At 60.7% G+C, this 13,710-nt stretch carries 13 protein-coding genes; 7 read left to right on the forward strand and 6 right to left on the reverse strand.

Annotated features, from left to right (window positions below; all coding sequences use genetic code 11):
• Window positions 1-99: 99 nt before the first annotated feature.
• The 3 genes from NTD80_RS26825 to gap form a co-directional block, all read right to left on the reverse strand.
• Entirely contained in the window at window positions 100-1,068 is a 969-nt protein-coding gene (locus NTD80_RS26825; protein ID WP_262135529.1) for a FecR family protein, read from the reverse strand.
• Window positions 1,069-1,142: 74 nt separating this feature from the next.
• Window positions 1,143-1,661, reverse strand: coding sequence for an RNA polymerase sigma factor (locus NTD80_RS26830; protein WP_065908756.1), 519 nt, complete (start codon window positions 1,659-1,661; stop codon window positions 1,143-1,145).
• 241 nt (window positions 1,662-1,902) lie between these two features.
• The gene (gene gap / locus NTD80_RS26835; protein WP_106802722.1) at window positions 1,903-2,904 is read right to left on the reverse strand and encodes a type I glyceraldehyde-3-phosphate dehydrogenase; all 1,002 of its coding nucleotides are present in this window, start codon (window positions 2,902-2,904) and stop codon (window positions 1,903-1,905) included.
• A 221-nt stretch (window positions 2,905-3,125) separates the two neighbouring features.
• Here gap and edd point away from each other — a divergent pair, with 221 nt between their 5' ends.
• The 4 genes from edd (at window position 3,126) to NTD80_RS26855 (ending at window position 8,252) form a co-directional block, all read left to right on the forward strand.
• A complete protein-coding gene (gene edd / locus NTD80_RS26840) occupies window positions 3,126-4,952 on the forward strand; it encodes a phosphogluconate dehydratase (RefSeq protein WP_065908759.1) in 1,827 nt (608 codons plus the stop codon).
• On the forward strand, window positions 4,949-5,905 hold the full coding sequence (locus NTD80_RS26845; RefSeq protein ID WP_065908761.1) for a glucokinase: 957 nt from the start codon (window positions 4,949-4,951) through the stop codon (window positions 5,903-5,905). The genes edd and NTD80_RS26845 overlap by 4 nt, the downstream gene beginning before the upstream one ends.
• A 153-nt stretch (window positions 5,906-6,058) precedes the next feature.
• Window positions 6,059-6,793, forward strand: coding sequence for a response regulator (locus tag NTD80_RS26850; RefSeq protein ID WP_024077192.1), 735 nt, complete (start codon window positions 6,059-6,061; stop codon window positions 6,791-6,793).
• Between the two features lie 31 nt (window positions 6,794-6,824).
• Window positions 6,825-8,252 (forward strand): ATP-binding protein, encoded by a 1,428-nt coding sequence (locus NTD80_RS26855; RefSeq protein ID WP_205571682.1) that lies wholly within the window; start codon window positions 6,825-6,827, stop codon window positions 8,250-8,252.
• Window positions 8,253-8,339: 87 nt separating this feature from the next.
• Here NTD80_RS26855 and NTD80_RS26860 read toward each other — a convergent pair whose 3' ends face one another.
• The gene (locus NTD80_RS26860) at window positions 8,340-9,269 is read right to left on the reverse strand and encodes an AraC family transcriptional regulator (protein ID WP_065908765.1); all 930 of its coding nucleotides are present in this window, start codon (window positions 9,267-9,269) and stop codon (window positions 8,340-8,342) included.
• Between the two features lie 327 nt (window positions 9,270-9,596).
• Between NTD80_RS26860 and NTD80_RS26865 the strand changes: the two genes are divergently transcribed.
• Entirely contained in the window at window positions 9,597-9,938 is a 342-nt protein-coding gene (locus tag NTD80_RS26865; RefSeq protein ID WP_262135530.1) for an antibiotic biosynthesis monooxygenase family protein, read from the forward strand.
• A 71-nt stretch (window positions 9,939-10,009) separates the two neighbouring features.
• A complete protein-coding gene (locus tag NTD80_RS26870; protein WP_083221491.1) occupies window positions 10,010-10,288 on the forward strand; it encodes a hypothetical protein in 279 nt (92 codons plus the stop codon).
• Between the two features lie 147 nt (window positions 10,289-10,435).
• On the opposite strand, the gene NTD80_RS26875 is transcribed toward NTD80_RS26870, so the two are convergent.
• On the reverse strand, window positions 10,436-11,077 hold the full coding sequence (locus NTD80_RS26875; RefSeq protein ID WP_262135531.1) for a flavin reductase family protein: 642 nt from the start codon (window positions 11,075-11,077) through the stop codon (window positions 10,436-10,438).
• Window positions 11,078-11,253: 176 nt separating this feature from the next.
• On the opposite strand from NTD80_RS26875, the gene NTD80_RS26880 reads away from it, so the two are divergent.
• On the forward strand, window positions 11,254-12,009 hold the full coding sequence (locus NTD80_RS26880) for a hypothetical protein (protein ID WP_262135532.1): 756 nt from the start codon (window positions 11,254-11,256) through the stop codon (window positions 12,007-12,009).
• 156 nt (window positions 12,010-12,165) lie between these two features.
• Here the strand turns inward: NTD80_RS26880 and NTD80_RS26885 are convergent, their stop codons facing one another.
• Entirely contained in the window at window positions 12,166-13,485 is a 1,320-nt protein-coding gene (locus tag NTD80_RS26885; RefSeq protein ID WP_262135533.1) for an MFS transporter, read from the reverse strand.
• Between the last annotated feature and the right edge of the window lie 225 nt (window positions 13,486-13,710).

Here is a 13,710-nt window from a genome sequence, read left to right on the forward strand (position 1 = left end):
TACGAATCTTATAGTTGCGAACCGAATCAAATAGGAATCAGTTGCATTGGCTAAGACGAGACGTACCGCCGAAGGCTATCGAGTAAAAATAATTCTCATTTAGTTGAGGATCACCAGCGCCGGGTATTCCGACAGTTTGGCCGAGGTGATGTTGGCCAGGGAGCGCACCACGTCCAGGGGCTGGTCGAGGCGGTAGTTGCCGGTGACGGCAACGCTGGCGAGCTTGTCGTTGGTGTTGACGATCCAGCCGGGGTAATAGCGACGCAGCTCGGCGAGCACTTCGCTCATCGGGCAGTTTTCGAAAATCAGCCGGCCCTGCACCCAGGCCAGGTCCTTGTTGGCATCCAGCTTGGCCGGTGGACCGAAGCCCTTGGGCCCGATGCGGATGCTTTCGCCGGCGCTCAAGCGCACGCGGGCATCGTCGAAGGTGTTGCTCAGGTCCACGTCGCCGCGCTGCACCTGCACCTGGGCTTCGCCGTTGAGGTAGCGCACGGCGAAAGCGGTATCACGCACGCTGGCGCGCACGGGGCCGGCGTCGATTTCCAGCGGCAGGCCATGGTTGGGCACGATTTCGAAGAACGCTTCGCCCTGGTAGAGACGGGCGATGCGCTGATGATCCTTGATGCTGCTGGAAAACGCCGAATTGGTGTTGAGCAACACTTTCGAGCCGTCGTCCAATTGCAGGCGCTGGCGTTCTCCTACCACGGTGAGGTGGTCGGCCTGCAGGCGCACCGGCAGGTTGCTGAAGCTGAACAGGCCGATCAGCAGCACGGCGGCCGTGGCCAGTGGTTTCCAGTGCGGCCGGATACGACGCCAGGCACTGGGCTTGCGCGGCGCGGCCAGGGCGACGGCGGCGCTGTGCACGGGCGCGGAGCCCCAGGCAGCCTGGGCTTTGCCAAACGCGTGAACATGCGCGGGGTCCTGTGCCAGCCACGCTTCAAATTCGGCTTGTTGCCCGGGCTGCGGGCACTGCAGGGCGATCAGCCAGTCGAGGGCTTGGTCCATAGCCATGTCTTGCAACACCTCATGAGCCAGCTCATGGGGGCGCAGTTTATTCGGGTCCGTCACGGTGTTCCTCGGGTCTTCGCCACGTTCTATTCAAATGTCCTACAGCCTTGGGTGACATTTCTGTCGGGTGAAGCTTAAGGCCGATCCAGCCTTTGGGCCACACCTACGCAGATGGCCATGATCAATTTCAGTTCCTTTTGTACGGTGCTCAAGGACACTTCCAATTGGTCGGCAATCTCCTGGTAGCTGCAGCCGTGCAGGCGGCTGAGGATGAAAATCTGCTGTTGGCGGGCGCTCAATTGACCGAGGCTGACACTCAGGTGCTCCAGCAGTTGCTCGGCCTGGGTCGCGTCTTCGGGCGTGCTGATGGGCGCGGCGACGCTTTGCAGGACGTCCAGCGGGACATCTTCCTGCAGCGTGCGCGCCTGGATCCGACGCGCGCGCAAGTGGTCGAGTGCGAGGTTGCGCGCGGTCTGGTAGACGAAGGGTTCAAGATGATCGATCGGCCGCTCGCTGAGGGCCCGGGTCACACGCAGGTAGGTTTCCTGCAAGAGGTCCTCGGCGGTGCTGTGGTTATTCACCATCCGCTGCAACGTGCGAAGCAGAATCACCCGTTGGGTGAGGAAGACGTGATTGAAGCGAGATTGGCTCACAGTGCTACCAGATCGATTTGCAGTTAATGATAATGCTTATCATCAACGCAAATGGCAAGCGGCACTTAGGTGTGTCGCCTGGATACCGGTGTGTGGGCTTGTGTGGGAGCCGGGCTTGCCCGCGATGCAGGCACCTCGGTTTTCCAGTTGGACCGAGGTGATGCTATCGCAGGCAAGCCAGCTCCCACATAAGCCGGCTCCCGAACAGGCGAGCTTCCATACTGGCGAGCTGCCAAACGGGTTATTCGGCGTTGCAGAGTGCCAGGCAGTTATCCAGCATACGGTTGGAGAAGCCCCACTCGTTGTCATACCAGGCCAACACTTTCAACAACTTGCCACTGACCTTGGTGTGGTTGGCGTCGAAAATCGACGACAGCGGGTTATGGTTGAAGTCACTCGAAACCAGCGGCAGGGTGTTGTAGCCGAGGATTTTCGAGTGCTGGCTGGCTTCCTTGAGCAGTGCGTTGACCTCGTCGGCGGTGGCGTCTTTTTTCAGCGTCACGGTGAGGTCGACCAGCGACACGTTGATCACCGGCACCCGCACGGCCATGCCGGTCAGCTTGCCCGCCAGTTCCGGCAGTACCAGGCCGACCGCTTCGGCGGCGCCGGTCTTGCTCGGGATCATGTTCTGGGTGGCCGAACGCGCGCGGTACGGGTCGGTGTGGTAGACGTCGGTCAGGTTCTGATCGTTGGTGTAGGCGTGGATAGTGGTCATCAGGCCGCTCTCGATGCCCAGCTCGCGGTGCAGCACCTGGGCGACCGGCGCCAGGCAGTTGGTGGTGCAGGAGGCATTGGAGATGATCTGGTGGGATTGACGCAAAATGTCATGGTTTACCCCGTAGACCACGGTGGCGTCTGCGCCCTTGGCGGGGGCCGAGATGATCACCTTGCGCGCGCCGGCGGTAATATGGGCGGCAGCCTTGTCACGGTCGGTGAACAGGCCGGTGCATTCGAACACTACGTCGATCTTGTGTGCAGCCCACGGCAGGTCGGCGGGGTTGCGAATGGCACTGACGGCAATCCGGTCGCCATTGACGGTCAGGCTTTCCTGATCGTGGGCGACCTCTGCGTCGAAAGTGCCATGTACGGTGTCGTATTTGAGCAGGTGGGCATTGATCGAACTGTCGCCGAGATCGTTGATGGCGACGATCTGCAAATCCTGGCGGTAGCCTTGGGTATACAGTGCGCGCAGGACATTACGGCCGATACGGCCAAAACCATTGATTGCGATACGAAGAGTCATTGGAAAGTGCCTGTCGTCGATTTGTTGTAAGAATTACAAGATTATTCGCATAAAAATAGAAAACAAGCCTTTTTAGTGGCAATATTTTGTTCAATCTACAACGAGTGACCTGAATCAACTGGTCCGAGTGGTCAAGTAACACCCTGCCAACCTTTTTGCGGCGGGCGTTTGACCAGCATAGGAACGAGGGTCGCCACATCCGTTAGCCTGGAGTTCTATACATGCATCCCCGCGTTATTGAGGTCACCGAACGGCTTATCGCCCGCAGTCGTGCAACCCGCGAGGCTTACCTTGCACTCATTCGCGGCGCTGCCAGCGACGGCCCGATGCGCGGTAAGCTGCAATGCGCCAACTTTGCCCACGGCGTGGCCGGATGCGGCACTGAAGATAAAAATAGTCTGCGAATGATGAATGCCGCCAACGTGGCAATTGTTTCGTCATATAACGACATGCTCTCGGCGCACCAGCCGTACGAACATTTTCCCGAGCAAATCAAGAAAGCCCTGCGCGAAGTCGGCTCGGTCGGCCAGTTCGCCGGCGGCACCCCGGCCATGTGCGACGGCGTGACCCAGGGCGAACCCGGCATGGAGCTGAGCCTGCTCAGCCGCGAAGTCATCGCCATGTCCACGGCGGTAGCGCTGTCCCACAACATGTTCGATGCCGCGCTGATGCTGGGCATCTGCGACAAGATCGTCCCGGGCCTGATGATGGGCGCGCTGCGCTACGGCCACCTGCCGATGGTCTTCGTGCCGGGCGGCCCGATGCCGTCGGGCATCTCCAACAAGCAGAAGGCCGATGTGCGCCAGCGCTACGCCGAAGGCAAGGCCACCCGCGAGGAGCTGCTGGAATCGGAGATGAAGTCCTACCACAGCCCCGGTACCTGCACCTTCTACGGCACCGCCAACACCAACCAGTTGCTGATGGAAGTCATGGGCCTGCATCTGCCGGGCGCCTCGTTCGTCAACCCGTACACGCCGCTGCGTGACGCGCTGACCCGCGAAGCCGCGCACCAGGTCACGCGCCTGACCAAGGCCAACGGCAACTTCACGCCAATCGGCGAGATCGTCGACGAAAAATCCATCGTCAACTCCATCGTCGCACTGAACGCCACCGGCGGTTCGACCAACCACACCCTGCACATGCCGGCCATCGCCATGTCGGCGGGCATCATCCTCACCTGGCAGGACATGGCCGACCTCTCCGAGGTGGTGCCGACCCTGTCCCACGTGTATCCGAACGGCAAGGCCGACATCAACCACTTCCAGGCGGCGGGCGGGATGTCGTTCCTGATCCGCGAACTGCTCGAAGCCGGCTTGCTCCACGAAGACGTCAACACCGTGGCCGGCAAGGGCCTGAGCCGCTACACCCAGGAACCGTTCCTGGTCGACGGCGAGCTGATCTGGCGCGAAGGCCCCATCGAAAGCCTCGACGAAACCATCCTGCGCCCCGTGGCCCGTGCGTTCTCCCCGGAAGGCGGCTTGCGCGTGATGGAAGGCAACCTCGGCCGTGGTGTGATGAAAGTCTCGGCCGTGGCCCTTGAGCACCAGATCGTCGAAGCACCGGCGGTGGTGTTCCAGGACCAGCAGGACCTGGCCGATGCATTCAAGGCTGGCCAGCTGGAAAAAGACTTTGTCGCGGTGATGCGCTTCCAGGGCCCACGCTCCAACGGCATGCCGGAATTGCACAAGATGACCCCGTTCCTCGGCGTCTTGCAGGACCGAGGCTTCAAGGTCGCATTGGTGACAGACGGGCGCATGTCCGGCGCGTCGGGTAAGATCCCCGCCGCGATCCACGTGAACCCCGAAGCCCAGAGCGGCGGGCCACTGGCACGCGTGCGCGATGGCGATATCATTCGCGTGGATGGCGTGAAGGGCACCTTGGAGCTTAAGGTGGACGCCGAAGAATTTGCAGCGCGCGCGCCTGCCACGGGCCTGTTGGGCAACAACGTGGGGGCCGGTCGCGAGCTGTTTGCATTTATGCGCTTGGCCGCAAGCTCCGCAGAGCAGGGCGCCAGCGCCTTTACCTCTGCCTTGGAGACGCTTAAGTGAAGCTTGCGCTGGTCGGTGACATCGGGGGTACCAACGCCCGTTTTGCGTTGTGGCGGGATCAGGCTCTGCATTCGATCCGCGTGCATGCCACGGCGGATCACCAGAGTCCCGAGGACGCGATCAAGGCCTACCTCAAGGAAGAAGGCCTGGAAATCGGTGACATCGGTGCTGTCTGCCTGTCGGTTGCCGGGCCGGTGAGTGGCGATGAATTCAAATTCACCAACAACCACTGGCGCCTGAGCAAGACTGCGTTTTGCCAGGCGTTGCAGGTGGATGAGCTGCTGCTGGTGAATGACTTCACCGCCATGGCCCTGGGCATGACGCGCCTCAAGCCCGACGAATTCCGCGTGGTCTGCGAAGGCACGCCGGAACCGTTGCGCCCGGCGGTGGTGATCGGGCCGGGCACCGGCCTGGGCGTCGGCACGTTGCTGGACCTCGGTGCCGGTCGTTACGCGGCATTGCCGGGGGAGGGTGGACACGTTGACCTGCCCCTGAGCAGCCCGCGTGAAACCCAGCTGTGGCAGCACATCTACACTGAGATCGGCCACGTCAGCGCCGAGACGGCGTTGAGCGGGGGCGGTTTGCCGCGTGTCTACCGCGCCATCTGTGCGGTCGATGGACATACCCCGGTGCTGGACACCCCCGAAGCCATTACGGCGGCGGGCCTGGCTGGCGATCCAGTGGCGATGGAAGTGTTGAACCAGTTCAGTATCTGGCTGGGCCGCGTCGCCGGTAACAACGTGCTGACCACCGGTGGACGCGGTGGTGTGTATATCGTGGGTGGGGTGATTCCACGGTTTGCCGACTTCTTCATCAACAGTGGTTTTGCCAAGAGTTTCAGCGACAAGGGCTGCATGAGCGACTATTTCAAAGGCATCCCTGTGTGGCTGGTGACCGCGCCGTATTCCGGGTTGACTGGGGCTGGAGTCGCATTGGAACAGGCTTTTGCGTAGGTGCTGATGGCCCCTTCGCGAGCGAGCCCGCTCCCACATTTGCCTGCATTCCAATGTTGGAACTTGGTCAAATGTGGAAGCGGGCTTGCTCGCGAAGGGGGCCTCAAGGGCAACAAATGACATAAGCTTGGCCATAACAACAAGGAGGACCCCGTGAGCGTAATCAGTAAATCGATTCTCCTCGTCGATGACGACCAGGAAATCCGCGAATTGCTGCAAACCTACCTCAGTCGCGCCGGTTTCCAGGTGCGTGGCGTGCCGGATGGCGCCGGGTTCCGCCAGGCGATGAACGAGGCGCCCTGCGACCTGGTCATCCTTGATGTGATGTTGCCGGACGAAGACGGTTTCAGCCTTTGCCGCTGGATCCGCCAGCACCCGCGCCAGGCGCAGGTGCCGATCATCATGCTCACCGCCAGTTCCGACGAAGCCGACCGTGTGATCGGCCTGGAGCTGGGCGCTGACGACTACATCGGCAAACCCTTCAGCCCCCGCGAGCTGCAGGCGCGGATCAAGGCGCTGTTGCGGCGCTGCCAATTCGGCCAGGAGCGCAGTGGCAATGGCGACGTGCTGGTGTTCGATGAATGGCGCCTGGACATGATCAGCCACCGGCTGTTCCACGTTGACGGTGAAGAGGTGATCCTGTCCGGTGCCGACTTCGCCCTGCTCAAGTTGTTTCTCGACCATCCCCAACAGATCCTCGACCGCGACACCATCGGCAATGCCACCCGTGGCCGTGACCTGATGCCGCTGGACCGGATTGTCGACATGGCCGTCAGCCGCCTGCGCCAACGCCTGCGCGACACCGAAAAACCTCCGAGGCTGATCCGCACCGTGCGCGGCAGCGGTTATCAACTGGCAGCCAGCGTGGTTGCCGGCAATGCCCACTGAACACCTGATCGAGCGCCGCCGCCGCTTCCCGGTGCCGCGCTCGCTGCTGGGGCGCATGCTGCTGCTGACGTTGCTGGCGGTGCTGTTCGCCCAGGCGCTGTCCAGCGTGATCTGGGTCTCGCAATTGCGTGCCACCCAGCTCGAAGGCCTGGTCACCAGCGCCCGCAGCCTGGCGCATTCGATGACCGCCAGCGTGAGTTATTTCCGTTCATTGCCGGTGGCCTACCGGCCGTTGGTCCTCGACCAATTGCGCAGCATGGGCGGCACGCGTTTCGTGGTGACCCTCAATGACCGTCCGCTGGACATGGCGATACTGCCGCAGACCCCGCGCAAGCAGGCGGTACTGCAAGCGGTGGATGAGGTGCTGCGCCAGACTTTGGGCGCCGACGTGCATATCTCGGTGGAGTTTGTCAGCGCCGAAGACCTGCGCATTTTCAATGCCGGCCTGAAACTCGATGAACTGCCGCGCTCCTGGGCGCATTACGCGCTGACCCTGGAGCCGGTGAACCCGCCGGTGCTGGTCACACAGATTCAACTGGCCCCCGGCGAGTGGTTGTACATCGCCTCCTTGTTGCCCGAACCCTACACCAGCCTCGAAGAGCAAGGCCTACCCTCGCAGCAGGTGTGGTTTATCGTGCTGACCAGCGGTTTTCTGCTGCTGTTCATCGGCCTGCTGGTGCACTGGCAGAGCCGGCCGCTCAAGCGCCTGGCGCGGGCCGCGCGGGACATGTCGCTGGGCGCGGACGTGGAGCCGGTGGCCGAAGGCGGCGGCAGTGAAGTCGTGGAAGTGGGGCGCGCGTTCAATGCGATGCGTGAGCGCATCAGCCGATACCTGACCGAACGCAGCCAGCTGTTCAGTGCGATTTCCCACGACTTGCGCACCCCCATTACCCGCTTGCGCCTGCGTGTGGAACTGCTGGAAGACGAGAACCTGCAAACCAAATTCGGCCGCGACCTGGATGAGCTGGAGTTGCTGGTGAAGGGCGCGCTGCAATGTGTGAAAGACACGGATATCCACGAAAACATCGAGCCGGTGGACCTGAACCATGTGCTCGACTGCCTGGTGGAACCGTACCTGGCGCCCAACGGCAACGGCCGGGTGACCCAGCATGGGCGCGCGCTGACGACTTATCCGGGCAAGCCGCTGGCGCTCAAGCGCTGCATCGGCAACCTGATCGACAACGCCTTGAAGTATGGGCAGAACGCCCATTTGCATATCGAGGACGACGGCGCGGAGTTCATCCTGCACGTCGACGATGAAGGCCCCGGCGTGCCGGAGCAGCGCCTGGAGCAAGTCTTCGAACCGCACTTCAGGCTCGCTGGGCAGCAGCAGGGTTACGGCCTGGGGTTGGGCATTGCGCGCAACATTGCGCATAGCCATGGCGGTGAAGTGAGTTTGCAGAATTTGCGCGAAGGCGGGTTGCGGGTGACCTTGCAGCTGCCGCGAACCCTGGATTGAACACGATTCCTTTGTAGGAATCCGGCTTGTCGAATCCTGGCGGCCGTGAGATCGCCATCGCCGGTGAGCCGGGCTCCTACAGAGGGGTCAGATGCTTTGGCGCAACCGGGCCAGGTCTCTCAACGGCGGAGCACCGAATAACCGGCTGTATTCACGGCTGAACTGCGACGGGCTTTCATACCCCACGCGATACCCCGCCGCCGAGGCTTCCAGGCCTTCGGCGATCATCAATCTGCGTGCTTCCTGCAGGCGCAGTTGCTTCTGGTACTGCAACGGGCTCATCGCGGTGATCGCCTTGAAACGGTGGTGCAGCGTCGAGACGCTGAGGTTCACTTCCTTGGCCAGGTCATCGATGCGCAGCGGTTGCTCGTAGTTGCCGTTCAGCCATGTGATCGCCTGGCTGACGCGATGGCTCTGACTGTTGGCCACGGCAATTTCGTACAGTCGATAACCCTGCGGCCCACGCAGCAATCGGTACAGAATTTCGCGATTGATCAACGGCGCGAGCATCGCGATGTCCTTCGGCGTGTCCAGTAGACGCGCCAGGCGCAACACGGCATCCAGCAGTTGCGTGTCGATACGGTCGACGTACATCCCGCGGGAAGTCGGCCGCGAAGGCACGCCCATCGGGCCCGCCTCGGCAATCAGCGCGGTGAGCTGCGCCGGGTCGATATTGATGCGCACCGACAGGTTGGGGTCTTCCGGGGTGGCTTCGATGATCCGGCCGGCCACCGGCATCGCGACCGAGAAAACCAGGTAGTTGAGCGGGTCGTAGGCGAAGATTTCATCGGCCAGGCGTACTTCCTTGCTGCCACTGGCAAGGATGCACAGCGCCGGTTCCACCAGCACCGGCGTGAAGTCGCGCGGTGTGTTGTGGCGGTTCAGGTACAGCGAGGTGATCGCCGTGCCGTAGGAGCCGTCCTCCCAGGTATGGCGGTGGACGATGCTGGCCAACTCCGCGCGTTGTTTTTCCATCTCGGCATCGAGGGGCATGGGCTGATGTTCGGGCGACGACATGAGGCGTCCTCTGCATGCTTTTTTGATGGGCTCAGCTTAGCGGTGGCCTTTGAATAAGTGTTACGTCGATTCTGCACAATCCTTGCCTGATCCTGCGACACATCGTGAATCAGGCAAGCAGCGGGGCTGTCATCTCAATGAAACAAGGCGCTCGCCCGTGGAATAAACCGGCCAGCCAAACGTCCTGTCTACGCTTCTCGCAGGATTGTGCAATAAGCCTGCAGGAATTGACTAACCGCGCCCACACCCGCGCCGTTATCTTTGATCCTGTGGCAACACGCCCTCACAGTGCTTGCCGAGCATCACTTCTCAACGGGAGAGTCGAACATGTCCACCCCCATTCCCGCGAGCCATATGGCCTTTATCCGTGCCCGTACCGGGTACAGCACCGAACTCGGTGCACGCTTGAGCAGTTTGATCGAACCGGGCCGTCAGGCTCAGGGTTGCCTGCAATTCTCGTTGCAGCATTCCCAGGTCGATCCCGATGTGTGGTTGATCTCCGGTTTCTGGAGCAGCGAGCAGGCGATGAGCGCCTACTTCAACTCTGCGGCGCTGGTGATCTTTACCGAGCTGTTGAACGACATGGTGATCCGCAGCATGGACTTCCAGACCTTCACCGACGCTTCTGCCGCCAACGCCTACGGCGAGTACCTGCAACTCGCCGGTTAAAAGCCCTTTGCCTGACGGCAACAGCACTCCTCAAGAAGTATCGTATTGGCGAGGCACTGCACTGGTTTAGAATGGCCAACTTTCCATTGGCCAGGACCTGCAACATGGCACGTAGACAATTTGCCCATCACGAAGCCGTTTCCGCCGTAGTACCGGGCGAAGGGGGCTACAGCGCCGCCGTCGCCGTCAAGGCACTGGATGGCATGGGCGCACCGCAGTTTCACAAGATCCTGGATGGACAGAAGTTCAAGACCGCCTCTGACGCCGACGATGCAGCGACGCTGCAACTGGAATGCCTGGTCGATGTGGACGAAGACGGTCAACTGAGCTGGGCCTCTGCTGCCAACTGACTCAAGCACGCTGCTGATCCACATGTGGGCGCGGGCTTGTGTGGGAGCTGGGCTTGTCCGCGATAGCAGCACCTCGGTTTTCCAGTGGCATCGAGGTGTTGCTATCGCAGGCAAGCCAGCTCCCACACAAGCCCGCTCGCACAGTTTTTATTGCTTGGCAGTTAGCGTGGCGCCTGGGCGATACATCTTGAACAGTGCTTCCGGCCCCAGCTGGAAGTAATCCGCCGGGCCACCGCCACGCAAGATCGGCTCGGCAGCGGCGGTGTCGTAGATGCCGTCCTTGAGCAGCCACTTGGCGATGTGCACCGCCACGACTTCGCCGAGCACCAGCCAGCTGGGTACCAACTGCTGATCAGCGCGCTGCAGTTGGATGATCTGCGTCACCTTGCACTCGAACGACACCGGACTTTCGCCCACACGGGGGACGCCGACGATTTTCGACGCCACCGGCGTCAGGCCGGACAATTCGAATTCATTCACCTCGGGCGATACGGCGGCGCAACTCTGGTTCATCTGCTCGGCCAGCGGCCGAGTAGCCAGGTTCCAGACAAACTCGCCGGTCTGCTCGATATTGTTCAGGCTGTCTTTGCGCCCGACACTGGAAAACCCAATGATCGGCGGAATGTAGTTGAAGGCATTGAAGAAACTGTAGGGCGCCAGGTTTAGGCGGCCCTCGCTGTCGTGTGACGAAATCCAGCCGATCGGCCGTGGGCCGACGATGGCATTGAAGGGGTCATGGGGCAGGCCGTGGCCGTTGGCGGGTTCGTAGAAGTGGATATCGTCAGACATGGCCGGGATTCCTGCGGTGGGTTGTGGGAGGCAGCCATAGTGCAATCCATGGCGGTGAATTTCCATCGGCCTATGGATTTTTCATTCGCCGTCCACCTATTTTTCACAGCTCCCCATTCAGTCTCCGCCCAAGGTCGACACCCCCTATAAGACTGAGCCTTGGAGCCTTCTACCGCATGAACAAACTTCCTCAGATCACCCTTGCGTTCTGGGTCATGAAAATCTGTGCAACTACCCTGGGCGAAACTGCCGGGGACTTGCTATCCATGACCCTGAATGTCGGTTACGCCATCAGTTCGATGATCCTGATCAGCGTGTTCCTCGTCACTCTGGTGACGCAACTCTGGTCCAAGACCTACAACCCGGTGCTGTACTGGATTGTGATCCTGTCCACCAGTACCGCTGGTACCACTATGTCGGACTTCATGGACCGCTCTCTGGGCCTGGGCTATGCCACGGGCTCGATGATCCTGATCGTGATCCTGATGATCATCTTTGCGCTATGGCACCTCAGTGGTGATTCACTCAACGTGAATAAAGTGCAGACCTTTCGGGGGGAGTTGTTTTACTGGATGGCGATCCTGTTCTCCAACACGTTGGGCACCGCATTAGGCGATTTCCTGGCAGATGATTCAGGGCTCGGCTTCGCAGGCGGTGCCTTGTTGATCGGCTCGACCATTGCAGCGGTGGTGGCACTGAAGTATTTCACGCAGATTTCGTCGGTGCTGTTGTTCTGGGTGGCATTTGTATTGACCCGACCGTTTGGTGCGACCCTCGGCGATTTCCTGACGAAACCTTATGAAAAGGGTGGGATGGATTTCGGCACTATTGGTTCATCGGCGGTGTTGGCGGCGGTACTGGTTGTGATGATTGCCGGTGCAGCGTATGCGCAGCGGCGGTATGGCCGGCGCGATGTCGCGCAACTATCCTGATTAACCCTGAGACGTGAAATGCAATGTGCCCGCGGGCATGTTGAGGCGAGGTGTTTGCTCCCCTCCGATGGCGAAGTGGGAGGCAGCTTAAGGGGGCGATTTTGCACCCGGCACAAGCAAGCCTGCTAGCCGCAGCAAGCTTGCTTGTACCTATTTTTAGTCCGTGGTGATGCGCGAGTGCTTGCGGGTGTCCTTCATGGTCACGTAGACCAGCAGCGACACTGCGATACACGCGGTCACGTACCAGTAGTAGCCGGTTTCCATGCCGATGCTCTTGAACCACAGCGCGATGTATTCGGCGGTACCGCCGAAGATCGACACGGTCAGGGCATACGGCAGGCCTACGCCCAGTGCACGGATTTCAGTCGGGAACAGCTCGGCTTTCACCACTGCGTTGATCGAGGTGTAGCCGCTGACGATGATCAATGCCGCCATGATCAGGAAGAACGCGCCCCACCAGGTCTGGATGGTGTGCAGGGTGGTGAGGATCGGCACAGTGAACAGGGTGCCGAGGATGCCGAAGGCAATCAGGATTGGTCGGCGGCCGACTTTATCCGACAGCCCGCCGATGATCGGCTGCAGGCACATGAACAGGAACAGGGTGGCTGCGGAGATCGTGGTGGAGTCGGAAATGCTCATGCCGACGGTGTTCACCAGGTACTTCTGCATGTAGGTGGTGTAGGTGTAGAAGGCCAGGGTGCCGCCCATGGTCAGGCCGACCACGGTCATCAGTTCCTTGGGGTGACGCATCAAGGTGCGCATTGCGCTTTCCTTGGCTTTTTCCTTCTTGGTGAACGACTCGGTTTCTTCCATGCCGCGACGCAGGTACAGCGCGACCACCGCACACAGGGCGCCGATGGCGAACGGGATACGCCAGCCCCAGTCGTACAGCTGCTCGGTAGTGAGCAATTGTTGCAGCACGATCAGCACGGCCAGGGCGATGAGCTGGCCAGAGATCAGGGTCACGTATTGGAAGCTGGAGTAGAAGCCGCGACGTTCCTTGGTCGCCATTTCGCTGAGGTAAGTGGCGGAGGTACCGTATTCGCCACCGACCGACAGGCCCTGCAGCAGACGGGCAAAGACCAGCAGGATCGGCGCACCGATGCCGATGATTTCATAGCCCGGGCTCAGGGCAATCAGCAACGAGCCGAAGCACATCAGGTAGACCGATGCCATCAGCGCCTTTTTACGCCCGACTTTGTCGGCATACAGGCCCATCAGCCAGCCACCGATCGGGCGCATCAGGAAGCCCACGGCGAAAATTGCGGCGGTGTTGAGCAGTTGGGCGGTCGTGTCGCCTTTCGGGAAGAAGGTTTTTGCGAAGTACAGCGAGAAAGCGGCGTAGACGTACCAGTCGTACCACTCGACCATGTTGCCGACGGAGCCACTGAAAATCGATTTGATCCGGCTGGAGGTGGTGCGTTCTTTCGCCGGCGCGGCCGCCGACCCCAGAGGCAAGGTGTTGGAGTTATCCATTTAAGGATCCTTCATCTAGTTGTTTTTATGGAGCGTGCGCGAGCACAGCCTGTCCGGGGCTATAGCAGGAGCTGTGCCAAGCCGGGTGAGGCCCGGTCTAGAAGGGGTGGGGGATTTTTTTGAGCGGAAAGCCGCTGATGATTTTTGAGTGGTGAGCGGAAATCCGCTTATGGTGGTTGTCCAGCTCCCACACTTGAATGTATTCACACATCAAAATGGAGGCGC

The sequence above is a fragment of the Pseudomonas sp. 13B_2.1_Bac1 genome (assembly GCF_025466155.1).
In the GTDB taxonomy this organism is placed as follows: domain Bacteria; phylum Pseudomonadota; class Gammaproteobacteria; order Pseudomonadales; family Pseudomonadaceae; genus Aquipseudomonas; species Aquipseudomonas aylmerensis.